At 38.1% G+C, this 25,416-nt stretch carries 26 protein-coding genes; 11 read left to right on the top strand and 15 right to left on the bottom strand.

The features are described 5' to 3' along the window. Positions 1–945, bottom strand: coding sequence for a zinc ABC transporter substrate-binding protein ZnuA (gene znuA / locus ABN212_RS08335; protein ID WP_198625671.1), 945 nt, complete (start codon positions 943–945; stop codon positions 1–3). A gap of 74 nt (positions 946–1,019) precedes the next feature. Between znuA and znuC the strand changes: the two genes are divergently transcribed. Together znuC and znuB are read left to right on the top strand one after the other, a co-directional pair. Further along, positions 1,020–1,745 (top strand): zinc ABC transporter ATP-binding protein ZnuC, encoded by a 726-nt coding sequence (gene znuC, locus ABN212_RS08330; protein WP_088495457.1) that lies wholly within the window; start codon positions 1,020–1,022, stop codon positions 1,743–1,745. Beyond that, positions 1,738–2,523: a zinc ABC transporter permease subunit ZnuB gene (znuB, locus tag ABN212_RS08325; protein ID WP_196532616.1), complete on the top strand. Its 786-nt coding sequence runs from the start codon at positions 1,738–1,740 to the stop codon at positions 2,521–2,523. Before znuC ends, znuB begins: the two co-directional genes overlap by 8 nt. 94 nt (positions 2,524–2,617) lie before the next feature. On the opposite strand, the gene ruvB is transcribed toward znuB, so the two are convergent. The 6 genes from ruvB to aspS form a co-directional block, all read right to left on the bottom strand. Further along, positions 2,618–3,625: a Holliday junction branch migration DNA helicase RuvB gene (ruvB, locus tag ABN212_RS08320; RefSeq protein WP_099075472.1), complete on the bottom strand. Its 1,008-nt coding sequence runs from the start codon at positions 3,623–3,625 to the stop codon at positions 2,618–2,620. 12 nt (positions 3,626–3,637) lie between these two features. Continuing rightward, positions 3,638–4,258, bottom strand: coding sequence for a Holliday junction branch migration protein RuvA (gene ruvA / locus ABN212_RS08315; protein ID WP_075671063.1), 621 nt, complete (start codon positions 4,256–4,258; stop codon positions 3,638–3,640). A gap of 103 nt (positions 4,259–4,361) precedes the next feature. Beyond that, complete coding sequence (gene ruvC, locus ABN212_RS08310) at positions 4,362–4,883, bottom strand: crossover junction endodeoxyribonuclease RuvC (protein ID WP_006536599.1); 522 nt, start codon at positions 4,881–4,883, stop codon at positions 4,362–4,364. Positions 4,884–5,007: 124 nt separating this feature from the next. After that, positions 5,008–5,763, bottom strand: coding sequence for a YebC/PmpR family DNA-binding transcriptional regulator (locus tag ABN212_RS08305; protein WP_023582074.1), 756 nt, complete (start codon positions 5,761–5,763; stop codon positions 5,008–5,010). A 27-nt stretch (positions 5,764–5,790) separates the two neighbouring features. After that, on the bottom strand, positions 5,791–6,225 hold the full coding sequence (gene nudB / locus ABN212_RS08300; RefSeq protein ID WP_196532615.1) for a dihydroneopterin triphosphate diphosphatase: 435 nt from the start codon (positions 6,223–6,225) through the stop codon (positions 5,791–5,793). 3 nt (positions 6,226–6,228) lie between these two features. Beyond that, entirely contained in the window at positions 6,229–8,013 is a 1,785-nt protein-coding gene (aspS, locus tag ABN212_RS08295) for an aspartate--tRNA ligase (RefSeq protein ID WP_109372234.1), read from the bottom strand. 267 nt (positions 8,014–8,280) lie between these two features. On the opposite strand from aspS, the gene ABN212_RS08290 reads away from it, so the two are divergent. The 5 genes from ABN212_RS08290 to ABN212_RS08270 all read left to right on the top strand — a co-directional run bounded on the left by ABN212_RS08290 (position 8,281) and on the right by ABN212_RS08270 (position 13,345). Beyond that, a complete protein-coding gene (locus ABN212_RS08290) occupies positions 8,281–8,679 on the top strand; it encodes an MAPEG family protein (RefSeq protein ID WP_023582071.1) in 399 nt (132 codons plus the stop codon). Between the two features lie 187 nt (positions 8,680–8,866). Continuing rightward, positions 8,867–9,619, top strand: coding sequence for a carboxy-S-adenosyl-L-methionine synthase CmoA (cmoA, locus tag ABN212_RS08285; protein ID WP_198625673.1), 753 nt, complete (start codon positions 8,867–8,869; stop codon positions 9,617–9,619). Further along, positions 9,619–10,593: a tRNA 5-methoxyuridine(34)/uridine 5-oxyacetic acid(34) synthase CmoB gene (cmoB, locus tag ABN212_RS08280; RefSeq protein WP_109372232.1), complete on the top strand. Its 975-nt coding sequence runs from the start codon at positions 9,619–9,621 to the stop codon at positions 10,591–10,593. The genes cmoA and cmoB overlap by 1 nt, the downstream gene beginning before the upstream one ends. Before the next feature lie 126 nt (positions 10,594–10,719). Next, positions 10,720–11,535 carry a hypothetical protein gene (locus tag ABN212_RS08275; protein WP_109372231.1) on the top strand — a complete coding sequence of 272 codons (816 nt, stop codon included), beginning with the start codon at positions 10,720–10,722 and terminating at the stop codon, positions 11,533–11,535. Positions 11,536–11,770: 235 nt separating this feature from the next. Continuing rightward, positions 11,771–13,345: an ATP-binding cassette domain-containing protein gene (locus ABN212_RS08270; protein WP_349443135.1), complete on the top strand. Its 1,575-nt coding sequence runs from the start codon at positions 11,771–11,773 to the stop codon at positions 13,343–13,345. A 50-nt stretch (positions 13,346–13,395) separates the two neighbouring features. Here ABN212_RS08270 and cutC read toward each other — a convergent pair whose 3' ends face one another. Both cutC and ABN212_RS08260 read right to left on the bottom strand, forming a co-directional pair. Further along, complete coding sequence (gene cutC / locus ABN212_RS08265) at positions 13,396–14,148, bottom strand: copper homeostasis protein CutC (protein WP_109372229.1); 753 nt, start codon at positions 14,146–14,148, stop codon at positions 13,396–13,398. A gap of 91 nt (positions 14,149–14,239) precedes the next feature. Further along, positions 14,240–14,857 (bottom strand): VOC family protein, encoded by a 618-nt coding sequence (locus ABN212_RS08260; protein WP_198619986.1) that lies wholly within the window; start codon positions 14,855–14,857, stop codon positions 14,240–14,242. 172 nt (positions 14,858–15,029) lie between these two features. Here ABN212_RS08260 and argS point away from each other — a divergent pair, with 172 nt between their 5' ends. Continuing rightward, positions 15,030–16,760 carry an arginine--tRNA ligase gene (gene argS, locus ABN212_RS08255; RefSeq protein ID WP_198619985.1) on the top strand — a complete coding sequence of 577 codons (1,731 nt, stop codon included), beginning with the start codon at positions 15,030–15,032 and terminating at the stop codon, positions 16,758–16,760. 142 nt (positions 16,761–16,902) lie between these two features. Here argS and ABN212_RS08250 read toward each other — a convergent pair whose 3' ends face one another. The 3 genes from ABN212_RS08250 to ABN212_RS08240 all read right to left on the bottom strand — a co-directional run bounded on the left by ABN212_RS08250 (position 16,903) and on the right by ABN212_RS08240 (position 20,476). Beyond that, a complete protein-coding gene (locus ABN212_RS08250; protein WP_198619984.1) occupies positions 16,903–17,175 on the bottom strand; it encodes a hypothetical protein in 273 nt (90 codons plus the stop codon). Between the two features lie 1,024 nt (positions 17,176–18,199). Next, the gene (murJ, locus tag ABN212_RS08245) at positions 18,200–19,735 is read right to left on the bottom strand and encodes a murein biosynthesis integral membrane protein MurJ (protein WP_198619983.1); all 1,536 of its coding nucleotides are present in this window, start codon (positions 19,733–19,735) and stop codon (positions 18,200–18,202) included. A gap of 144 nt (positions 19,736–19,879) precedes the next feature. After that, positions 19,880–20,476 carry a TetR/AcrR family transcriptional regulator gene (locus ABN212_RS08240; RefSeq protein ID WP_196532607.1) on the bottom strand — a complete coding sequence of 199 codons (597 nt, stop codon included), beginning with the start codon at positions 20,474–20,476 and terminating at the stop codon, positions 19,880–19,882. A 104-nt stretch (positions 20,477–20,580) separates the two neighbouring features. Here ABN212_RS08240 and ABN212_RS08235 point away from each other — a divergent pair, with 104 nt between their 5' ends. Continuing rightward, positions 20,581–21,228, top strand: a complete 648-nt coding sequence (locus ABN212_RS08235; RefSeq protein WP_198632171.1) for a GNAT family N-acetyltransferase — start codon at positions 20,581–20,583, stop codon at positions 21,226–21,228. A gap of 95 nt (positions 21,229–21,323) precedes the next feature. Here ABN212_RS08235 and rimJ read toward each other — a convergent pair whose 3' ends face one another. Continuing rightward, positions 21,324–21,905 carry a ribosomal protein S5-alanine N-acetyltransferase gene (gene rimJ / locus ABN212_RS08230; protein ID WP_109372222.1) on the bottom strand — a complete coding sequence of 194 codons (582 nt, stop codon included), beginning with the start codon at positions 21,903–21,905 and terminating at the stop codon, positions 21,324–21,326. A gap of 197 nt (positions 21,906–22,102) precedes the next feature. Between rimJ and mdtH the strand changes: the two genes are divergently transcribed. Next, the gene (mdtH, locus tag ABN212_RS08225; protein WP_198619981.1) at positions 22,103–23,305 is read left to right on the top strand and encodes a multidrug efflux MFS transporter MdtH; all 1,203 of its coding nucleotides are present in this window, start codon (positions 22,103–22,105) and stop codon (positions 23,303–23,305) included. Positions 23,306–23,347: 42 nt separating this feature from the next. Beyond that, a complete protein-coding gene (locus ABN212_RS08220; RefSeq protein WP_198619980.1) occupies positions 23,348–23,902 on the top strand; it encodes a lipoprotein in 555 nt (184 codons plus the stop codon). A 109-nt stretch (positions 23,903–24,011) separates the two neighbouring features. Here the strand turns inward: ABN212_RS08220 and ABN212_RS08215 are convergent, their stop codons facing one another. Together ABN212_RS08215 and ABN212_RS08210 are read right to left on the bottom strand one after the other, a co-directional pair. Then, positions 24,012–24,584, bottom strand: coding sequence for a TorD/DmsD family molecular chaperone (locus ABN212_RS08215; RefSeq protein WP_198629999.1), 573 nt, complete (start codon positions 24,582–24,584; stop codon positions 24,012–24,014). A gap of 215 nt (positions 24,585–24,799) precedes the next feature. Further along, a complete protein-coding gene (locus ABN212_RS08210; protein WP_198619978.1) occupies positions 24,800–25,408 on the bottom strand; it encodes a 2OG-Fe(II) oxygenase in 609 nt (202 codons plus the stop codon). Positions 25,409–25,416 lie beyond the last annotated feature (8 nt).

The following is a 25,416-nucleotide window of genomic DNA, read 5'->3' as shown; positions in this document are numbered from 1 at the left end:
TTATTGTGTTTCATTCAGGCAGCTCGCATATTGGTTAGCTAGTTGGGTAAGGAATTTTACATAGCTCTCTTGAGTTAGAGCAATCCCACTTCCTAGGGGGTCTAATACACCCATTTTAACCCCAGTGCCTTTCGCCACTGTTTCTATTACTGTCGGCCTAAATTGTGGCTCAGCAAAAATGCAGGTTGCTTTTTGCTCAACCAACTGTGTTCGTATTTGATGTAATTTCTGCGCACCTGGCTGTATTTCAGGGTTGATCGTAAAATGACCTAACGGCTTTAAATTATAATGTTTTTCGAAGTAGCCATAAGCATCATGAAAGACAAAATAACCCTTATTTCTCACAGGCGACAGAATATTAACAAGATTCTTATCAGTTTGCTTGAGTTGTTCGCTGAATTTACCTAGGTTTACGTCCAGAAGTTCTTTTTTATCTGGATAGAGTGTAATTAACCTTTGGTGGATCTGTTTTGCAGACGACAACGCAATTTCTGGTGATAACCAGATGTGCATATTATAATCACCATGAGAATGATGTTCGTGATTTTCCTCATGTTTATGCACATTGTCATCATCATCTTTCAATAAAAGTGACTTTATTTCGTCAGTTTCCGCTAAAGCCAACTTATGATTGTCAGTAAGTCTGTTTAATGGCTTATCTAAAAATACTTCCATATCAGGCCCCACCCATACCATCAGGTCTGCGGAAGTAATTTTTTTCAAATCAGAGGGTTTTAATGCATAATCGTGTGGAGATGCCCCATCTGGTAATAAAACCTCCGTTGGTGTTACTCCATCAGCGATAGCCGCAGCAATAAATCCTAGTGGTCTGATGGAAACGACAACATCAGCCTGCACTGAAGCACTGAATGAGCTTATCATCGCTGTCGTTAAAAATGATTTCAATAAAAAACGATGCGCAAATTTGTTGTTTTTATGTAACATAGGAAGAATTCTCGTGAATCATCATTGGAAATGTTATATTATAACGTTTCAATGATTCTGCAAGTGCTAATTTTATGTCTGACTTGATTTGTTTAAAATCGGTTTGTGTTTCTTTTGGTGAAAGAGAAATTTTAAAAGATATCTCTTTTGATCTAAAAGCAGGCCGTATTCTTACTTTACTTGGCCCTAATGGTGCAGGTAAATCTACGGTTATCCGTTTAGTTCTTGGTTTATTAAATCCAACCTCAGGAAAAGTTGAGCGTCAAAACGCGCTACGAGTGGGCTATGTACCACAAAAACTCTATCTTGATCCCACAATGCCACTCACCGTTAAACGGTTTATGACACTAAAACCGGGTGTTCATGATAAAGATATTCTCCCTGCTTTAGAACGCGTTAATGCGGCTAAATTAATCGATCAACCTATGCAGAAACTTTCTGGTGGTGAGTCTCAACGTGTATTGTTAGCAAGAGCGTTGCTTAATCAGCCCCAACTTTTAGTTTTAGATGAACCCACTCAAGGTGTTGATGTTAATGGTCAATTAGCACTTTATGATTTAATTAATCAGCTTCGTCATGAATTAGGTTGTGCCATATTGATGGTTTCTCATGATCTTCATCTTGTGATGGCAAAAACAGACGAAGTCCTCTGTTTAAATGGTCATATTTGCTGTTCGGGTACACCTGACGTTGTTTCTTCTCACCCTGAATTTATTGCCATGTTTGGAAGCCGTGGTGCTGAACAACTTGGTATTTATCGTCATCATCACCAGCATAGTAAGGAGTGTCGTCATGATTGAGTTGCTGTTACCGGGTTGGATTGCCGGTATGCTCTTAGCAATGGCGGCGGGCCCTTTGGGCTCTTTTGTCGTTTGGCGTCGTATGTCTTATTTTGGTGATACTTTAGCTCACGCCTCACTACTTGGTGTTGCTTTTGGTTTGCTGTTTAACATCGAGCCTTTTTATGCTGTGATTGCAGTCACGCTTCTCCTCGCTATTTTGTTGGTCTGGTTAGAATTAAAACCTCAACTTTCTGTTGATACTCTTTTAGGGATCATGGCACACAGTGCGCTTTCTTTAGGGCTTGTGGTTGTTAGTTTAATGTCGAATGTACGTGTTGATTTAATGGCTTATCTGTTTGGTGATTTGCTGTCTGTAAACTATCAAGACGTTATCAGTATTTTTATTGGTGTTGTGATTGTTTTATTTGTGATTATTCGCTCATGGCGTCCACTACTTTCCATGACAATTAATCAAGATATGGCATTTGTTGATGGTGTGAATATTCAACGAGAACGCTTAAAGCTAATGATGATCACCGCATTAACCATTGGTTTAGCCATGAAGTTTGTCGGTGCGCTGATCATTACCTCGTTACTGATCATCCCTGCTGCAACAGCACGTCGTTTTGCTCGTTCTCCAGAACAAATGGCTCTGATTGCAATCGCGGTTGGTATGTTAGCCATTACAGGCGGTTTAACCTTCTCAGCTTTCTATGACACTCCAGCTGGCCCGTCTGTAGTTTTAGCTGCGAGTTGCCTATTTATCTTGAGTTTATTTTCACCTACTAAACAGTAAGATAACAAATTAAGTTTGGATAAAAAAATACCCCTCGTTGTTAATTATTTCACCGAGGGGTATTTTTTATCTATTTTCTAATGATGATAAAAAATTAATCTTCCATAATTCGATTAAAATGACGATAGGCATGATTAGTGGCAACACGGCCTCGTGGTGTGCGCTGAATAAAACCTTGCTGAATTAAATAAGGCTCTAATACATCTTCTATGGTTTCACGCTCTTCACCAATAGCTGCTGCAAGGTTATCTAATCCTACGGGGCCACCCATAAATTTATCAATGATGGCAAAAAGGAGTTTACGATCTAAATAATCAAAGCCTGCCGCATCCACATTCAACATATCAAGCGCTTTAGAAGCAATCTCTTCATCAATGGCACCATTACCCTTTACTTGGGCAAAGTCTCTCACACGGCGCAATAATCGGTTAGTAATACGCGGTGTGCCTCGTGAACGCATCGCAATTTGACGAGCACCTTCGTCTGTCATCTCTAATCCCATAAAACTGGCACTACGAGAAACAATATGTTGAAGATCGTCAACATTATAAAACTCAAGACGTTGAACAATACCAAAACGGTCACGCAATGGCGATGTTAAAGAGCCAGCTCTTGTGGTTGCACCCACTAAGGTAAATGGAGGTAGGTCAATTTTAATTGAACGAGCCGCAGGCCCTTCACCAATCATGATATCAAGTTGATAATCTTCCATTGCTGGATAAAGAATTTCTTCAACAACGGGTGAAAGACGATGAATTTCATCAATAAATAATACGTCGTGAGGCTCAAGATTAGTTAGCATTGCAGCTAGATCACCCGCTTTTTCAAGCACAGGACCTGATGTCGTGCGTAAATTAACCCCCATTTCATTAGCAATGATATTTGCCAATGTGGTTTTACCTAATCCAGGAGGTCCAAAGATAAGCAAATGATCGAGCGCATCATGACGCAATTTAGCCGCCTGAATAAAAATCTCCATTTGTTCACGAACTTGCGGTTGCCCAACATATTCGGCAAGAGATTTAGGACGTATCGCCCTATCAATAATTTCTTCTTCAGGTTGTTGAATTTCTGCTGAAATCAGGCGATCTGCTTCAATCACAATGTGTTACTCCTAAATAGCCGCGCGCAACGCTTCTTTGATAAGCGTCTCGCTATCTGTACCCAGTTTTGCCACTTTGCTGATCATTTTTGCAGCTTCTTGTGGTTTATAGCCTAATGCGATTAATGCAGCAGAGGCTTCGGCTTCAATATCTGCCGCTTTTGGTGCTTTAGGTGAAGTACTTTCTGGTAATTCGATGTCACTATTTTCGAATAAATCACCATTAAGACCTTTAAAGCGATCTTTCATTTCAACAACTAAACGCTCAGCTGTTTTCTTACCTACACCCGGTAATTTCACTAGTGAAGTGATAGATTCATTTTCAATCGCGGTTACAAATTGGCGAGCAGACATGCCAGATAGAATGGCTAATGCGAGTTTAGGCCCTACACCATTCACTTTAATTAATTCACGAAAGAGTGCGCGCTCTTGTTTTTGGTTAAAACCATAGAGTAATTGAGCATCTTCACGTACGATAAATTGCGTGTAGATAATGGCTTCTTGACCAATATCAGGCAATTCATAAAAACAGGTCATTGGCATATTGATTTCATAACCCACACCATTACCTGCCTCGATCAGCACCACTGGTGGCTGTTTTTCAAGAATAATTCCTCTGATACGACCTATCACCCTAACGCCTCCGCAAATATAATTACGTCAAGTTTATAACATAAAAAAAGCTGGACGTATATCCAGCCTGTAAAAAACCAAAGACATTTACCAAGATAACAACTTATCTTAACCGACCTCGTGTTAACACTAATCGAGGATCACCCACACGTAATAAATTTTGGTTAAAATGACAATGCGTGATAGCAATCGCCAAAGCATCAGCAGCATCTGATTGTGGTGCCGCAGATAGTTTTAGTATTGAGCGCACCATATGTTGTACTTGGCTTTTTTCAGCGGCACCCGTACCCACAACGGTTTGTTTAACTTGGCGAGCCGCATATTCAAAAACAGGTAAATCATTGTTTACGGCTGCGAGTATCGCTACACCTCGCGCTTGCCCCAGTTTTAATGCGGAGTCAGCATTTTTAGCCATAAACACTTGTTCAACGGCAAACACATCCGGCGAAAACTGAGTAATAATTTCGCTAACACCAGCATAAATACGCTTAAGTCGATTGGGGAGATCGGGAACTTGTGTACGAATACAACCGCTTCCCAAATAGATAAGTTGACGCCCTTGCTGTCGAATTACGCCATAGCCTGTAACACGCGAACCGGGGTCTATACCTAGAATGATAGCCATATCAATTCCTGTTGCCGATATGGTCGATGGCGAGAGAAAAGAGCAAAAAAATCTGCTCTGCTCTTCTCTTCGCACTTTTAATAACAGCGTTAAACACCGTTATTTTCGATAATCGTTAGAACGATTACAGGATATCTTCCAGTTGTTTTGCAACTTCGTCTGAGATATCACCGTTGTGATATACTTCTTGCACGTCATCACTGTCTTCTAACATATCGATAAGACGCATTAATTTTGGTGCTGTTTCAATATCTAATTCAGCTTTAGTCGATGGGATCATTGAAACTTCTGCTGATTCAGCAACAAAACCTGCTGCATCCATTGCATCTTTTACTTCACCAAAAGATTCTGGTGTAGTGTAAACATCAATAGCGCCATCATCAAAGGTTTCAACGTCGTCAGCACCTGCTTCTAACGCAGCTTCCATAACGGCATCTTCATCAACACCTGGTGCGTATGAAATTACACCTTTTTTGGTAAACAGATAAGATACAGAACCATCAGTTCCTAAGTTACCACCTGTTTTGGTAAATGCATGGCGAACATCGGAAACAGTACGGTTACGATTATCACTTAAGCATTCAACCATCACAGCAGTACCTGCTGGGCCATAGCCTTCATAAATGATGGTTTCCATATTATCGTTTTCATCATTACCCACACCTCGTGCAATTGCACGATTTAAGGTGTCACGAGTCATGTTGTTCGATAATGCTTTATCAACTGCCGCACGTAAACGCGGGTTAGTTGCAGGATCACCACCACCTAAACGTGCTGCTGTAACTAGTTCACGGATGATTTTAGTGAAAATTTTACCGCGTTTCGCATCTTGCGCTGCTTTACGGTGTTTTGTATTGGCCCATTTACTATGACCTGCCATGAAATATCTCCAAACGTGGTCTAATCATTAAATAACAAATTCTTCAATCGCTTGCTGATTACTGGCGGATTTTGTTAATTTTGCCGCCAGTGACGCGTCTAACCATTGGTATTGCGAATGCTCAGTTAGCACAATATCTCGCTCTGCGGGCAGTGCTAACGTAAACCAATGTTCCTGACAATGAGTAACATCTGGTGCATAACGATGCCGAAAATGTGCAAAAATTTCAAAAAGAATTGAGCGATGGCAATCCACCAGCTCAAGATTTTCTTTTATGATATCAATTCCAACTTCTTCTTGCACTTCACGCAACGCCGTTTGAAAAGGCGTTTCACCCTCTTCTAAACTGCCAGTCACAGATTGCCAGAAATCAGGATCATCTCGACGCTTTAGCATAAGCACCCGTTTGGTCTTTTTTGCATAAATAACAACTAAAACGGATATCGGGCGCTTATATTTCATCATTTACTCTTTATCTTCGCTAACTTCTTTTTGAGTGACTGCAATCGCTAACTCTTTTAAAGAATCTTCATTAGCAAAGCTTGGTGCATTAGTCATTAAACACGCAGCGGCTGTTGTTTTAGGGAAAGCAATAACATCACGGATGTTATCAGTACCTGTCAGCAACATCACTAAACGGTCTAAACCAAATGCTAAACCTGCATGTGGTGGAGTACCAAATTTAAGTGCATCTAATAAGAAACCAAATTTCTCTTGTTGCTCATTCGGTGTAATACCTAAAATGCTAAATACCGCTTGCTGCATTTCATTACGGTGAATACGCACTGAACCGCCACCCACTTCATAACCATTAATCACCATATCATAAGCATTTGCCACAGCACCTACCGGATGTGCAGTCAATTCAGCTGGTGATAAGTCTTTTGGTGAAGTAAATGGATGGTGCATCGCACTTAAGCTACCAGTTTCTTCATCTTCTTCAAACATTGGGAAGTCGATAACCCACAATGGTTTCCATGCATTTAAATCAGTCAGTTCAAGATCACGACCGACTTTTAGACGCAGAGCGCCCATCGCATCACTCATTGTGCCTTTACGACCCGCACCAAAGAAGATTAAATCGCCATCTGTTGCGCCAGTTGTTTCCAAAATAGCGTTAACAACATCGTTAGTCAGGAATTTAGCGATAGGGCTTTGTACACCTTCAATGCCTTTCGCGCTTTCGTTGACTTTCATCCACGCAAGACCTTTAGCGCCGTAAATACCAACAAACTGTGTATATTCGTCAATATTTTTACGGGTTAATGCTGCACCACCCGGTACACGCAATGCGATAACACGGCATTTTTCATCGTTGGCAGCTTGTGCAAATACGCTAAACTCAACATCTTTGACTAAATCAGCGATGTCTTTAAGTTCCATTGGGTTACGTAAATCTGGTTTGTCTGAACCATAACGACGCATTGCTTCAGCAAAAGTCATTACTGGGAACGCACCTAAATCGACATTAAGAATATCTAACCATAATGCATGGATCATACGCTCCATCACTTCGCGCACTTGATCTGCACTCATGAAAGAGGTTTCAACATCGATCTGGGTAAATTCAGGCTGACGGTCAGCACGTAAGTCTTCATCGCGGAAGCATTTTACGATTTGATAGTAACGATCAAAGCCAGACATCATTAACAGCTGTTTAAAAAGCTGTGGTGATTGAGGTAATGCGTAGAATTTACCTTTATGTACACGACTTGGCACTAAATAGTCACGCGCACCTTCTGGTGTCGCTTTAGTCAGCATAGGGGTTTCAACATCAAGGAAACCTTCACCATCCATAAAACGGCGAACAAAGCTTGTGATTTTAGCACGGGTTTTTAAGCGATCTGACATTTCAGGGCGACGCAGGTCTAAATAACGATATGTTAAACGACGCTCTTCGGTATTTGTTTGATTGCTATCTAACGGTAATGGCTCTGAACGGTTAAAAATAGACAGAGATTCTGCCGCTAACTCAATTTCACCTGTTGCCATATTTTTATTAACTTGGCTATCAGGACGAGCGCGTACTGTTCCTGTGACTTGAATACAAAATTCATTACGCAGTTCTGAAGCCTGAGAAAATGCCTCTTTCTGCTCTGGGTCAAAGAAGACTTGAACAATACCTTCGCGATCTCGCATATCAATAAAGATAAGTCCACCTAAGTCACGGCGACGGTTAACCCAACCACAAAGAGTCACTTTTTGGCCCACATGGGCGCTATTCAACTGCCCACAATAATTAGTACGCATACAATATCCTTTTACTCAGCTTGTTGTGCTTTCTGCTGCGGAAATTTTGGCAATAGTCTTTTTCGAGTAGTGTCAAAAAAAAAGGCAGACATTATAACGAAAATTCTTCCTGGAGATAAGAGTATAGACCTAGTTTATATGATACATCTTTTCAAGGATTTGCTAATCCCCAAACAATTAATTAATAATAATTATTTATAGCGACAGAAGTCGCTTTGAGGTTTATCATTAAATTCGCCGTTTTTTGGCTTTGGCAATGGAGAAAAGATGGTTAGCTCGCTTTACATCGTACTGGGCGCACTATTATTGATTAAATTGTCCCTCAATGTCGTAAAACTCAGAACACAATATCGGGTTGCTTATGGCGATGGTGGCTTTTATGAATTACAAACAGCCATCCGTGTTCACGGCAATGCGGTAGAATATATTCCGATTTCCATGATCTTATTACTGGTCATGGAAATGAATGGTGCTTTTGTTTGGATGGTGCACATCTGTGGCTCAATTTTAATCGCAGGTCGCTTTTTACACTCTTATGGATTAAAACACCGTGAACTTCGCTGGCGCCGTTCAGGTATGGCAGCCACTTATTTATCGATGGTATTGATGATCATTGCTAATATTTATTTCCTTCCTTGGATACAAATCTTTTCCTTTTATTACTAAGTCCTCGCGGGAATAACATGATCATCCATGATCAAAACCGACATCCTTGCTGTTGTGTCTAATAACGGCAAGGTATCAAAAAGGTTTATTTATTTTTTCCAATTTCTTTCTAAATAATGCAACTTTGTGAGCACCGTCGCTTCTGGTAGAATGCTTGCTTCTTTTATTCCTTAAACCTATTTTAGTTATGTCGAATTCAAAATCATCACAACAAGACAGCTTATTTGCGACACCTATTGCTAACCTTGGTGACTGGCGCTTTGATGAAAAAGTCGCTGAAGTGTTTCCTGATATGATAAAACGCTCAGTACCAGGTTATTCTAATATCATCTCCATGATTGGTATGCTTGCAGGTCGCTTTGTTACGCCCAATAGCCAAGTCTATGATTTAGGCTGTTCTTTAGGTGCAGCAACCCTTTCCATGCGTCGTAATATTGATGCTGCTGGCTGTAAAATTATTGGTGTTGATAATTCACCTGCCATGGTAGAACGCTGTCAGCGCCATATTGATGCCTATAAAGCAGATACACCCGTTGATATTATTGAAGGTGATATTCTTGATATCGAAATTAATAATGCCTCAATGGTAGTGCTTAATTTCACCTTACAATTCTTAGCGCCGAACGATCGCCAAATATTATTAAACCGAATTTACCAAGGTCTTAATCCCGGTGGCGTGTTAGTGCTTTCTGAAAAATTCAGTTTTGAAGATAAAGAAATTGGTGAGTTGTTGTTTAATATGCACCATGATTTCAAACGTGCTAACGGTTACAGCGAATTAGAAATTAGCCAAAAACGTAGCATGTTAGAAAATGTTATGCTGACCGATTCTGTTGAAACGCATAAAGCTCGCTTACATAATGCAGGTTTTCCACATACAGAAGTTTGGTTCCAATGTTTTAATTTCGGCTCTCTTTTAGCGATTAAAGGCAATAATTAATGATTAATTTTGGCTCGTTTTATCAACTTATTGCGCAAGATGAGCGCTTATTTCATTGGTTAGATACATTACCGGCTCAATTATCAGAATGGCGATCAAATGCGTTACACGGTCACTTTTCTTCTTGGGAAAGAATGCTCGATGGTTTGCCAGAAATTACGCCTACTGAGATTGATTTGAAAAATGGTGTGATTGCTCAACACACTCCAGCATTAAGTGCTGGCGAGCAACTAGGATTAAGTAACGTTTTAAAAAATTTAATGCCGTGGCGTAAAGGTCCATTTTCACTTTATGGCGTCAATATCGATACAGAATGGCGCTCTGATTGGAAATGGGATCGTGTTTTACCCCATCTTTCACCGCTTGAGGGTCGTTTAGTATTAGATGTTGGTTGTGGCAGTGGCTATCATATGTGGCGGATGTTAGGTGAAGGCGCAGAATTTGTTGTAGGGATCGATCCTACTCAACTTTTCTTATGCCAATTTGAAGCTGTCAGAAAATTATTAGGTAATGACCAACGCGCACATTTAATTCCTGTTGGTATTGAGCAAATGCCAGAATTAAATGCCTTCGATACTGTATTCTCAATGGGTGTACTTTATCATCGCCGTTCACCACTTGATCATTTATGGCAATTAAAAAACCAATTAGTTTCTGGTGGCGAATTAGTGTTAGAAAGCCTTGTTGTTGATGGTGATGAATTTCAATGCCTGATCCCTGGTGAGCGTTATGCACAAATGCGTAACGTGTACTTTATTCCATCTGCAAAAATGCTAAAGGTTTGGCTAGAAAAATGTGGTTTTAAAGATGTGCGTATTGTTGATGAAAATACGACATCACTTGATGAGCAACGTAAAACAGATTGGATGGTAACAGATTCATTAGATGCTTTTTTAGATGCTGATGATAAAACAAAAACTGTTGAAGGTTATCCCGCACCAAAACGTGCCATATTAATTGCCACTAAGCCTTAATTTTTTATCTAAATTTAAAGGGGTATCAAGTTATTAAATATCCCTTTCTTTCATAATATTCATCTTGTTTTTTATTAAAGACACTTTATACGCCCCTTATTTGCAGATGAACGATTAAAGAAAATTATGGCAAAGACACCAAAGAGCAAAGTTGCTACCCAAAAGGAAATAACACAAAAAAAACAACACGCTCTTTTGCAAAAAAATAAGCGTCAGCAATATGATGATCCTATTTTTTCGTCCTTTATAGAAACCACATCAGCAAAACGCCCTCCACTAACGCCATTACAACAAGGGGTACAACTCTTTTTTTCATTATTTGACTATGCCACACAGCTTTTATATATCGCTTTTATTATTACCGTTTGGTGGTTTCCTGAACATTTCTCAGTTCAAACAATTTATAATCTAACCGTTTTATTTTTATTTGAATTTATTCTCGTGCATTCAGGTGTTTTTATGGCTGCATTTGCTCGTACTAAGCTTGTTTTTGCTCTTATTCCTTTTTATGGGATATTCGCTCTTATTATCAATAGTATGATTATGGGTGATGAAAACCTGATTATTTGGCTTTATGCTGTAATTGTTGCTAATCGAATTATCAGTGGTTATCAAGTGAAAACTAAAGAAGAAATGGGAAAGAATTTATTCTATTCTGCACTATTAGTTTTAAATTTTATGCTGTGCCTTTTTTCTGTCATGATTTTTAAGTTTCTAGTCCCTTACGGTGGATTAACGCCCCAATATTTAAATGAAATTAACTATCTCTATTTAATTCCACAGCACAGCGATTATTTTAATGTTCCACATATTGGTATGGCTTACGGCACATTATTCTACGGTATTCCTTTAGCTTGCATTGCCTATATTAATATATCATCGATTTATAAACGTATAATGTTTAGAATAAAAGCACATAAAATAAGAACCACACAAAGATAACCTTATTCGGCGCTTGTTGTTTATCTTTATTCATGTTTAAATACGCGCGTTATCACTCCAATTATTTCTCTTTTTAAGAAGGCACTTCCCTACGATGAACTAAATTCTGCCAGAAAATTATTTCAAATACCTTTTAGGTATTCATTTTCTGTTACTGGCAGACAATAATTTATTTCGTCGCATCTAGAAAAAAGATCTCGGCTGTCTGCCACCTATTTCTCTTAGGAGGTCGATGATGACAATAGCCTGTCATTTTTCACAACTTACTGTCGAATTTAATCAACAAGCTCTTTTTCCACCATTAACTCGCTCACTGACTTGTCAGCAAAATGCATTAATTGGCCATAACGGTAAAGGAAAGTCTGTACTATTAAGATTATTAGCACAAAAAATATTACCGACTTCGGGTCAAATTAATTGGAATATGCCTTTTGTTCACGTTGATCAATTAACGCGATTACAGGGTGATACACTTGCTCAAGCGTTAGATGTTCATGAAATTTATCAAGCATTCCAACGCGTTGATGACGGTATTGCCACATTAGAAGATATTGAGTTACTCGATGGCAAATGGCAACTCCCTGTCATGTGGCAGAATTTATTAGATTCAGCACAACTTCCCGTCGCATTAGATACCCCTATTGCGCATCTAAGTGGTGGAGAACAAACACGTTTAGCACTTTGTCGCGCTTTTTTATGTGAAGAGAGCTTTCTACTGTTAGATGAGCCAGATAACCATCTTGATTATCAAGGACAACAATGGCTAATAAAACAATTAGCTCAGCACAAAGCTGGCTCTCTTATTGTTAGCCACAATCGAAACCTGCTTTCGTATGCTGATACCATTCTTGAGTTAAGTGAGAAAGGCTTATCAGAATATGGTGGAAATTATACGTTATATGAGGCACAAAAAAGTGCGGAAATAACATCATTGGAAGCCGCAAGTGATCGACTAAACAGCCAAATTAAAAATGAGAAACGCCAGCAACAAGCAACATTGCAAAAAGCAGCACAACGGAAACGACAAGGCGAATCAATTAGGCAAAGTGGCTCTCAGTGCCTACTTTTACTGGATATGCAAAAAAACAGAGCAGAACAACGCCAATCTGCCGTAGCAAAACGACATCAACGCGTAATTGATGATATGCAATCTCAAAAGCAAGGTATCGATGAGGAAAAAGCACATGTTCATCAGCAAAAAATGGTATTGAATTATCAAAGTGATGGCCATCGTTTAAATGTATTTGTTAATAATCTTCAACTTCCATATGGTTATCAGCACCCTATTTCATTTTCAGCTTACGGCAATGAGCATTGGCATATTAAAGGTAAAAATGGCTGTGGAAAATCAACATTACTAAAATGCTTGATCGAACAATTTGTACCACTTTCTGGTGAGTTTCGTCTCAACAAAGACTATTGTTACCTTGACCAACATCTTGCTTTACTTGATAAAACATTGCCAGTTGCACAAGCACTACACCAATATCAACCCGCGATTTCTGTCGAGCAATGGCGAACTCGTCTTGGAATGTTGAGAATTAGAGGTGATAAATCTTTACTACCACTTGAAAAACTCAGTGGTGGCGAGCAATTAAAAGCAACGTTATTGGCTTTAACACACAGCCCAAAACCACCAGCAGTATTATTACTTGATGAGCCAGATAATCACCTTGATATCGAATCCAAACAACTATTGGAAAATCTACTTGTTGAATATCAAGGCACATTGTTACTGGTTTCGCATGATGAAGCCTTTGTTGAACGCTGTGGTATTACACATACGCTGTTATTAGGCGAACTTATATAAAAAAACTGCGCCATAAAAGGCGCAGTTTTAAAATATTTAATCCGTATCAATCAAGATGCTAATGGCGCATAAATACTCATAATATCTTTCATCGCTTCAACTGTATCTTCATCCACACAGTAATGCGTAAACTCATCAACCTCACTGTCAGAGCTCATAGTTACCCCCGCTTTTCGATAAATCATGGTTGAAGGTGCCACTTTTCCTGCTGAGCTATGAATTTCTTTCAATCCTGCATCTAGGAATTTTTGGATATTGCTGAGTCTTACACCAGCGCCCGCCATAATTATAGGGCCTTGTGTTTTTTCATTTAACGTGCGTAATAATGGCAAACCTAATTCTGCATTCGCCTGCTGTCCTGAGGTTAAAATACGAGCAACACCTAGCTGAGTCAGTTGTTCTAGCGCTAATAATGGATTAATGCACATATCAAAAGCACGATGAAAAGTAATGGCTAATGGACCTGCAAGCTCCATTAAAATTTCCATTTTAGGCAAATCAATATGCCCTTCTTCATTTAAAAGACCAACAACGGCACCTGAAAATCCCATATCACGGATCAAACTAATATCATTTTTCATTGCTGAAAAATCAGCTTGTGTATAACAAAAATCACCACCACGCGGGCGAACGATAGGATGAACGGGAATACGAACCAGATCCCTGACTTGTCGTAGCATTCCAAAGCTTGGTGTAATACCACCTTCTGCTGGACTCGTGCACAGCTCTATTCTGTCTGCGCCTGCTCGTTCTGCTACCAACGCACATTCAGCGCCAAAACAACAAATCTCCAATGTAGCCATATCATCCCTCTCCATCCTTAATAAAGAAAGTAATCAGAAAATAAATATCATTTCTTAGCGATTACTAACAATAGTTGTCGAATCTTGTAATTCATTCAATTCTGCCATCAGAATTTTGTGCTGACACAAGCAAACTATTTTCTGAAAGTGTCGAACAACACTCACTTTCAACGATTTCAAGTAACGAATAAGGATGATACTTCACGGTGACTTTTCCATTAGAAATAGCCACCGTTGGATTGGGTAAACGTTCTTTCTCACCTTTAGGTTCGCTGATTTTTAAGCTAACACTCTCAGGTAACGTTTCGGGTAAAAAAGACATCACTTTATCCACTAAAAAAGCGGGTTCAACGGAGATCACTTGCTCAATATGCTCCCAACCTTGGTATTCATATTTTTTATTTGTGGGGAAAGGCAATTCAACAATCGAAACAGATTGATTTAGAATAGTTAGCGGTATTTCTAATTGAAATAGATATATTGGGCGCCCATTAATCACATTATCAGAAATACACTTTCCACACTGGCTTAATCCTGTTCGCCACTGCTCCGCTAATGCTAAATCGTGACAACGTAACGATACGTGATCAGTGTGATAGATGGATAAATCTATGCCCAAACTATTGACAAATAGTGTCATATTTTCTTCAAACAAAGAAAGCTCGTGAGTTAAATCATTTAATTGAGGAATTGAAGAAAATAACACCATTTTGAATAACCTTAATGAAAAAACAGAGAAAAAACCTTAAAGATAAGGCCTAGATGGTAGCATGTTCTAGCCGGAATATGTTATAAATTCAAGGTTAATCCTAATTCTTTATAAGAAACCTGTCAGACTTTTGTCGTCAGGTTTTATTTTCTCAATAATTTAAGGTAACCCGGTGAATATTCAGGCTTTTCTTTCAGAAAAAATCAGTGTGGCAATGTGTGCTGCTGGCGCACCCGCTGATAGCGAACCTCTTGTCCGTCAGTCAGCCAAAGTACAATTTGGTGACTATCAGGCAAATGGTGTCATGGGAGCTGCAAAAAAAATGGGGATCCCACCCCGACAACTCGCAGAAAAGATCCTAGAAAAGCTCGATATTACAGATGTTGCAGATAAAGTTGAAATCGCAGGCCCAGGTTTCATCAATATCTTTTTATCTCCACAATGGGTTGCAAAGCAAGCTGAAGACGCATTAGCAGATGAACATCTAAACGTAACACCCGTCGAACCTCAAACTATTGTTATCGACTATTCATCTCCGAACGTTGCAAAACAGATGCACGTTGGTCACTTACGCTCAACCATTATTGGTGATGCAAGTGCGCGTACTTTATCTTTCTTAGGTCATAATGTTATTCGTGCTAATCACCTTGGTGATTGGGGTACGCAATTTGGTATGTTGATTGCGTATTTAGAGAAAAAACAGAATGAAAATGCCGCTGATATGGCGTTATCTGATCTCGAAGAGTTCTATCGTGAAGCGAAAAAACACTATGATGAAGATGAAGTATTCGCAGAGCGTGCCCGTAATTACGTAGTGAAATTACAAAGTGGTGATGAATACTGCCGTACAATGTGGCGTAAATTAGTTGATATCACCATGCAACAAAACCAAGTGACTTATCAACGTCTTAACGTCACATTAACCGAAGACGACATTATGGGTGAAAGTCTTTATAACCCAATGTTGGCAGGTATTGTTGCCGATTTAAAAGCAAAAGGTCTTGCAGTAGAAAGTGAAGGCGCAACGGTTGTTTTCCTTGACGAATATAAAAACAAGGAAGGCGAACCTATGGGTGTTATCGTTCAGAAAAAAGACGGTGGCTACCTATATACAACGACAGATATTGCTTGTGCAAAATACCGTCACGATACATTACATGCTGACCGTGTGCTTTATTATATCGACTCTCGTCAGCACCAGCATTTAATGCAAGCTTGGACAATCGTTCGTAAAGCAGGCTACATCCCTGATTCAATGTCACTCGAACACCATATGTTCGGTATGATGTTAGGTAAAGATGGTCGTCCGTTTAAAACTCGTTCTGGCGGCACTATTCGTTTAACCGACTTGCTGGACGAAGCTCAAGAAAGAGCCCGCGCATTAATCGCTGAAAAAAATCCAGATATGGATAAAGACGAATTAAATAATGTTGCTCGCGTTGTGGGTATTGGTGCTGTTAAATACGCTGATTTATCTAAAAACCGTACCACAGATTACATCTTTGATTGGGATCTGATGTTAAGTTTTGAAGGTAACACAGCACCGTATATGCAATATGCTTATACTCGTGTTGCTTCAATCTTCAAACGTGCAGAAATTGATGAAAATGCGTTAACTCAACCTATCGCACTAACCCAATCTCATGAAAGACAGCTTGCATTACGTTTAGTCCAGTTTGATGAGACGATTATGCAAGTTTCTCGTGAAGGAACGCCTCACGTTATGTGTGCTTATCTTTACGATCTGGCACAAGCTTTCTCTGGCTTTTATGAAAACTGCCCTATCTTATCTGCTGAAGATGAAAACACTCGCCAAAGTCGTCTAAAACTAGCTCGTTTAACCGCAAGAACCTTAAAACAAGGTTTGGATACTTTAGGTATTGAAACAGTAGATAGAATGTAATTTATCTCTATTTTCAAATAGTAGTGATAAAAAAACCGATGGTATTAACCATCGGTTTTTTATTATGCGTTAAATTTTAATTCAAGATAGCTAAAAACATTACAAACAATGGTTTAATAAAACTTCCAATGCTATTTAATCATTAATCTTCGTTAGCAGTTATAACATCCTGACACAATAGCCCTCTAATATCTTTTACCTCAATCCAACCATCGACACTGTCTATTGGCTTACTAGGGCTGTATAAGCGGTCATTGACGTCTTTAGCGGTGAAAGCAAGCTTCTCATTAGTTTTGTCGAATACGCCAATACAGTTAACTGGAGTGAGTCTTGAGGTATTAATTTTTCCGTCAGCAGTACAACCTGCAAGAAATAACGTAGCTAGTGATACAGAAATGATAATTGCTTTTTTCATAGTAGCTCCTTGACACTCTTATTTTTATTTTTACCAAAAATCACGCAGTGATTATTTAGTGGTCTTTAAACTAGAAATACCTAATGATTTATAACTACTTTGAGTATAACGAATAAATAGAGAAATATTTGAGTTATTGAGCTATTAATAAAAAAATAAGAGATATTGAGAAGGACTAGAAAAGAGAGGGAAAAACAGAAAACAACGGCGGATAAATGAAAATAATAATTAGTGTACCATACTGAATTTTCAGTAATCTAATTATCTATTAATAATAGATTTAGCATTAATTTCATTATTCACGCGACTTATTGTTTACTGCTTATCCCCAGCAATCGTGTTACCTATTTGAAGCGCAGACAAAATAGATATGATCACTTTCAGTAGTACTGAACGATAACAAGCAAATAACTTTACAGTCACGGTTAATCTACCTGAATAAAGAAATAATAATATGTCTTAAATCAAAAAAATTAAATGTTTTAAAATATACTGCAATATTTTGAAATATTTGCAATATCTCATCATTAAGTAAGAAATATTTAACAGATGTGTCAATTTTTAAACCTATACGACATAAGAGAGTTTATCTAAAAAAAGATAATTCGTCAAACCGTAAGTGCTTAGAATATAGTGTCTATTTTTTTACTTTATGTAGAATCCCACTGCTAGTAAACAAATTGTCTAAAGATATTCGATATGATTAATGTTTAGATAAACTTATCAATAACGATTAAAAAACACTTTCAGATGCCGAAAAACTGTATAAATCATTTAGAAATTGGAAAAAAAATTTAATAAAAAAAATAGTGAGAAAAAAGATTTTTGCTTTTTTTCTCACTATTTTTTCTTTCTAAGGGTAGCCAGATCCGCGTAACTAAATGCGAGAAGTGTGATCTATATAACATTATAAATAGTCTAAAAATAGAGAAAGGATCTAAATGAAGAGAATTACATTGATAAAAATATTGTTAATTTTGCAACTCCTCGCTTTTATACAAAAACGAGGAGTCCATGTTATCAGTTATAAAGCACGTAGTGAGAAATGGCGAGGTCTAAACCCTAGTGCATACAGCGCAACAAAATAACTTCCTGCTCCAGCTACTACAACTAACAACAAGCGTAAGATGCGCATTAGCATATTGCCAGTATCCCAACTTGGCATGATCCACAACATTCCAACTAATACTGCCCCCATTACGGCAAGCGCAATAACAAGTTTTAATAAGAACACTGGCCAGCCAGCCAAAGGCTGATAGATATTTTTCTTACGGATCTGCCAAAACAACATAGAGGCATTAAAACAAGCCGCAATACCTATTGAAAGTGCAAGCCCCACATGTTTCAAGCTACCAATGAATGCAAGGTTCATTAATTGTGTGAGAATTAATGTCGCAATCGCAATTTTTACTGGTGTTTTAATATCCTGACGAGAATAAAACCCTGGTGCTAAGATTTTTATGATAATCAGTCCCATTAACCCAACACAGTAAGCGATTAGCGCTTGTTGTGTCATTAGTGCATCATGAGCATTGAAATTACCATACTGGAATAAAGACGCTGTTAAAGGCCCAGATAATATCGCTAAACCAATAGTACAAGGCAGTGCTAATAAGAAGCACAGTCTTAATCCCCAATCCATTAATTTTCTATATTCTTCAGTATTACCACTGGCAAAACTCTTAGATAATGAAGGAAGTAAAATTGTACCTAATGCAACGCCTAATACCCCTGTCGGTAGTTCCATCAAACGATCTGCGTAATACATCCAAGAAACTGAACCAGAGACTAAGAAGGAAGCGAAAATAGTATTGATAATTAACGATATTTGGCTAACCGAAACCCCTAAAATAGCAGGTCCCATCAGTTTCATCACACGCCAAACACCGCTATTTTTAAATGAAATACGTGGCAAAACAAGCATACCGATTTTTTTCAAATGCGGTAATTGATAACCCAGTTGTAATATTCCCCCAGCAACAACCGCCCACGCCAATGCCATAATAGGAGGATTACAATAAGGTGCGACCACTAAAGCGAAAAAGATCATGCTGACATTGAGTAGCGTTGGTGCAAAAGCGGGTACTGAAAAACGATTCCAAGTATTTAAAATAGAGCCCGTCAATGAAGCCAGTGAAATAAGAAAAATATAAGGAAAGGTGATCCGTAATAGATCGGTCGTTAATTGAAATTTATCAGGTGAACTACTAAAACCCGGTGCTGTAACATAAATCACCCAAGGCGCAGCAATAATACCAATCACGGTGACCACGGCTAAAATAAGCGTCAGCATACCCGAAACGTAAGCAATAAAGGTACGCGTTGCCTCCTCACCTTGCTGATTTTTATATTCTGCCAAGATTGGAACAAATGCTTGAGAAAATGCCCCTTCTGCAAAAATACGCCGCAATAAGTTTGGCAATTTAAAAGCAACAAAAAAGGCATCTGTTGCCATACCTGCGCCAAAAATACGCGCAATAATTGCATCACGAATAAATCCCAGTACCCGTGAAAATAAGGTCATAGAACTCACCGCAGCAAGTGATTTAAGTAAATTCATAAAGTCATTCTAATTTTTGTTGAATGGAATAAAAAGAAAGGGACTATACTCCGTCTCTAACATCGAAAAATCAATCTTCAATTAGCTAAGAATATGCTGACTCTGCTTATCTTCGACTAATCCAAGCGATTAAAAAATAGCTATTTATGGCTTTGTCAGCATTTTTCTCAACATCGATTCCAACATAACGTGATCCTCACCCTCATTAAATTCAGGATCGATAATATTTCTTCCCATAGAGCCATCTGCGATGACTAACAGCCATGTTGCAATTTTCTCTGGCTCAAGTGTTGAGTCTATCTGCCCTTTTTTAATACCGTTTTTCAGCATCGCAATCAAACGCTGTTTGTTGTTTCTTTCATTTTCAATAAAAATCTCGTGAATGCTCGCATTACGCGATGCTTCAGCAAAAATTTCAATACTAATGCGCGCATATTCGGGGTGATTATAAAGCGCTATAATTTCCTTCATTAAATCGATGATTGCTTGAATACACTCTTCTTCGGCTTCATAGCGACAAAAGATATCGTCAAACAGTTGTGCATCTTCTAATGCAATCGCCTCAATAATCGAATTCTTATTCGGAAAGTAATGAAATACATTCCCAGGGCTCATACCTGCTTCATGACAGATTTCTGCTGTTGATGTGGAGTGAAAACCTTTTACAGCAAAGCAACGTATTGCAGCATCAATAATATGCTTCATTTTCGCTTTTTGTTTTTCAGTAACAGTCTTGTTCATAACATTAAAAATCTCTGGACAAAATAAATTAGACTGATTAGTCTACAATAAACTAGACCAAACAGTCTAAAAAGTTAACCCTATTATTGCAGAGTAACGATATCATGCAATTACTTAATGAACACTATCAGCTTCGTGTTGCAGAACCTTCAGATACTCCTGAAATTATTCAATTATTTACACAAGCATTTCGTTTTAAATTGAACGCATTTAATATTGATAGCACTAATCCTAACCAACGTCGGCAATTAGAGGCTATTTGGAATTCATTAGCATGTAAAAAAAATAGCCAACAATTTGTTGTCATTGATGATGGAAAGATAATTGCCACATTTTGTGTGGTGATAAAAGAAAACGACTTTATTTCAAATCCCTTTATTAAAACACCTTTCTTGGATCATTGGCGTTTTGGTATCGCTCATTATATTAAGCAAAAGATTTTCTTTTCTTTATTTGATTATATACCAAATGAAAATGAGGCTTATTTGGCTCATATTGCCGTTTTATCATCATATCAAGGACATGGTATTGCTTACGCTATACTTGATTGGATAACCCAATATAGTAAAGATGTTCTGAGAAAAGCGTTTTTATCACTTTATGTCGATATTCATCATGAAGGTGCACTTTATTTGTATCAAAAGAATGGGTTTTATATTGAAAAAGAGGAATCATCACGCTTAACACAGTCTATTTTCCATATTCAACATTGGTACTATATGTTGAAAAAAACCGACTTAATGACCTATTAAATATCTCTATTATCATTAAAGAGTGGCTAAAAGCACTGACATAAGGCATTTTTAATATAATTATAAACAGTGCTTTTCTTCCATGATGACCAATATTAACGTTTAAAATAAGTTCGCGTTGTTAATGCAGTTAGTACGTGATCTCGCCACTCTTGATTAATTTGTAGATAGTTTTTGGCGTACCCTTCCCGTTCAAAACCATGTTTAGCTAATAGGTTTCCACTGCGTAAATTATGAGGCATATAATTCGCCATAATACGATGCATCCCTTGCTGTCGTTGCATATAACGAAGTGTTTCCGTTAAGGCTTCCGACATATAGCCCTGACCTTGCCATTTTTCACCCACTGAATACCCTAGAAAACAAGCATTAAAAGCGCCGCGCATAACATTGCTGTAATTAGCAACACCAATAATTTCATCTTCATTTTGTGTTAATAGCAGAAAATGAAAAGCACTTTCTTGTCGGTGCAGTTCGTTCATATATTGTAAGCGGTGTTCCCAACCAGAGGGTAGGTAATGTGTTTTATCTCTTACGGGTTCCCACGGAATTAAAAAGCGACGATTTAATGTATAATAATCGGCCAATCTTTCAGCATCTCTCTCATATGCTAAACGAATTACCATTCTTTGTGTTTCAAAACGAATTTTAGGAATTCCGCCACGATAACCAAACATTACGATCTCATTATCCTTTGATATAAATAAGCCTAATTCTGAAGCAACTCTTCTTATTCTGCCACTAACCTTAATAAAAAAATATCATCTTTAATTTACTAGGAATTATGTACATTTAGAGACAGAATAGTCGAAGAAATAAATTATTTCATTCCCCCCTTATTTTATTTAAATTATTTGCTTATTGATGGTGAGTAATGGCGCTGGTAACACAAGCCCGTACTTTGGGTAAATACTTTCTCCTCGTTGACAATATGTTAGTTGTCTTAGGTTTTTTCGTCGTTTTTCCGCTTATTTCTATTCGTTTCGTCGAACAATTAGGTTGGGCTGGTGTTATTGTCGGCTTTGCTTTAGGGCTTAGACAATTAGTACAACAAGGCCTTGGTATTTTTGGTGGTGCTATTGCAGACCGTTTTGGTGCAAAACCAATGATAATAACAGGCATGTTATTACGAGCTTCAGGTTTTGCTTTAATGGCAATGGCAGATCAACCTTGGATACTTTGGTTATCTTGCATTTTATCTGCATTAGGTGGGACTTTATTTGATCCACCTCGCACAGCGCTAGTTATCAAATTAACCCGTCCTTATGAACGCGGTCGTTTTTACTCTTTATTATTAATGCAAGATAGCGCCGGTGCCGTTATTGGTGCACTCATTGGTAGCTGGTTATTACAGTATGATTTTCATTTAGTCTGCTGGGTCGGTGCTGGTGTTTTTGTTATCGCCGCCTTATTTAATGCTTGGTTATTACCCGCTTACCGTATATCCACAACCCGAACACCAATTAAAGAAGGATTAAAACGCGTATTTCTTGATAAGCGCTTTGTCAGTTATGTCTTAACGCTGACAGGTTATTTTGTATTATCTGTTCAAGTCATGTTGATGTTTCCTATTATCGTCAATGATATTGCGGGTACGCCAACTGCCGTAAAATGGATGTATGCTATTGAAGCCCTGCTTTCTTTAACATTGCTTTATCCTATTGCGCGCTGGAGTGAGAAACGCTTTAAATTAGAACAACGTTTAATGGCGGGCTTATTTTTAATGAGCATCAGCATGTTCCCTGTTGGTATGATCCATTCATTACAAAGCATCTTCTTGATTATTGGCCTGTTCTATCTTGGTACTATTACCGCAGAGCCTGCTCGCGAAACATTAAGTGCATCACTTGCTGATCCTCGCGCTCGTGGTAGTTATATGGGCTTTAGCCGATTAGGCTTAGCATTTGGTGGTGCAATTGGATATACCGGTGGTGGATGGATGTATGATTTAGGTAATCAATTTGATATGCCTGAATTACCTTGGTTCTTACTAGGAACCGTAGGTTTAATAACACTTTATGCATTACATCGCCAATTTAATCGTAAAAAAATAGAAACAGCCATGCTTACTCCCTAAAGATCGGTTAAACTCTTAGTTATCAATGATCAAGGAGTGTTTATGAAAGTAATTTTTCTAACAGCTATATTAGTATTAACAAGCTTAGTCACAGGGTGTGATCAGCTCAAGCAATTTGATGTAAGTGAAAATCTTATTAATGACTATATCAGCCAAAAAATAAATCTCCAGAAACATATTGGTGAAGATGAAGTTGTATCCGCTGATATTAAATTGAGCAATCTTTCCATTCAAATTGGTCGTACTGAACCGGGTAAAATTAGTCTTTCTGGTACAACTGACCTAACAATTAATTCATTCTTTGGCAAGACAAACGCTAAAGTTGAGCTTACGTTATCAGGCCAACCTTCTTATCAAGCTGATAAAGGAGCGATATACATAAAATCAATGGCTATTGATAGTTACAAAGTCTCTCCAGAAAAAATGGATGCAGTGGTTGTAGCATTAAAACCTTATTTAGAGACAACCATCGCAACTTACTTTGATAATCAACCTGTTTATGTTCTTAATCCAGAAAAAAACAGTGCTGAAGCAGCCGCGTTTAAACTGGCTAAAGGAATTGAAGTTAAACCAGGTAAATTTGTGATCCAACTCTAATAGTTACGCGAGTTGATTAAAAATATTTATCGTGATTAATGAGAAAGGCAAACCTAATGGTTTGCCTTTTTTATGAATAATAAAATACTTTTACAAAGAAATATTTATATTACTCTGCATCTATCTCATCACTATCTTCATCATCAGAGAGTTCTTCGCGTAATGCTGATAATGCACCACGCGCAATACCTGCTAATGTGCGATAAAAACCACTTGTTGCATGAGCTTCTACTTTACCTAAAAATGTTCCAGCCCAAGGTAGCAGGTATTCATCAAATAATTGTATTTGTGCTAATACTTCATCTTCCGCAGAGTTATCTTCAAGCCATGAAGCAGCAAGCAATAAAGCGCCAAAACTGTCTGTTGCACTTTCAGCAACAGGCATCCCTCTTGTGACTAAGAATTGGCGAATATCGTCTTCTTTGATCTCTTCATAATCATGGGCATAAACAGACACCGTTGGTGCTTCACCACCAAAAAGAGATTGATAATCAGCTTCAACAATAGCCAAATCTTTGACACTATTTTTTAACGTATTAAAGAGTTCATCTTGCTCTAATGGCCACAGCTGACTCAGTTTCCCTTCACTAATCATTTTTATAATTGGCGCTAAGATTGGATCATTGGGTTCACGTTGAAATAATGTACCTAAAAGACGACAAACAATCGAAAACTCATTCATTTTATTTTTACCCCATAAAGTTTGGCGTTATTGTGCTTTTAATAGTAAGAAAATCAACTTTTTTCGTCATATCTCTTTTATTGTTAATATTAATCTTACTATCTCTAATCACTTAAAACAGAAAAAGCGCGCTCTTATTATTAAGTCTTTTACTTAATATAAGAAACGCGCCTAATCCCATGCTATTTTCCAACAGCAATTATTTTGCCAATTAATTAGCTGGCGATATCTAAAAAGTTATCTCGCACGCCATTTACTCTAAACCAACCAGCAATACTGACTCTCTCTTTATTAGTAGGAAGGACTTCATGAGGAAACTGCTCCGAAAGAAAAACAACCAAACGCCCACCCTTTGGTGCCACAGTTGCCAGTTCTTTATCTTCCAAATCATAAATAACTAACTCACCACCGTCTTCTTTTGTCCAAGCCTCATTAAGATACAACACGGTAGTTAAACGGCGAGTGACATTTTCTTTAAATGCATCGAGGTGTTTTTTATAAAAAGCGCCTTTCTCATAACAGGCAAAATGTGCTTCGTATTCAAAAAGACCTAAATAAAACTCTCGGTTAACGGCACGCTGAATAGACTCCATTTGCATTAAGTAATGCTGAACGGGTATTCCCATTTCAGGTTCTAGCCAACGTATTTTATCACTTCGAATTGTTGTTTCTGCAAGTCGATTCTCATGACGACCAATACGCGCTTGTTGTGCATTGCCATCAAAACAAGCGCGCAATTGTTGAACAGCCTCTGGTGTGAGGAAATCATCCCATACACACCATCCTTTCTCTGCTATTTGCTCAAGAAGTTCTGCTATATTCATTAAGTATA

The organism is Proteus genomosp. 6 (genome assembly GCF_040139785.1).
Classification (GTDB): Bacteria; Pseudomonadota; Gammaproteobacteria; order Enterobacterales; family Enterobacteriaceae; genus Proteus.
This window is presented reverse-complemented; position numbering and strand designations above follow the sequence as displayed.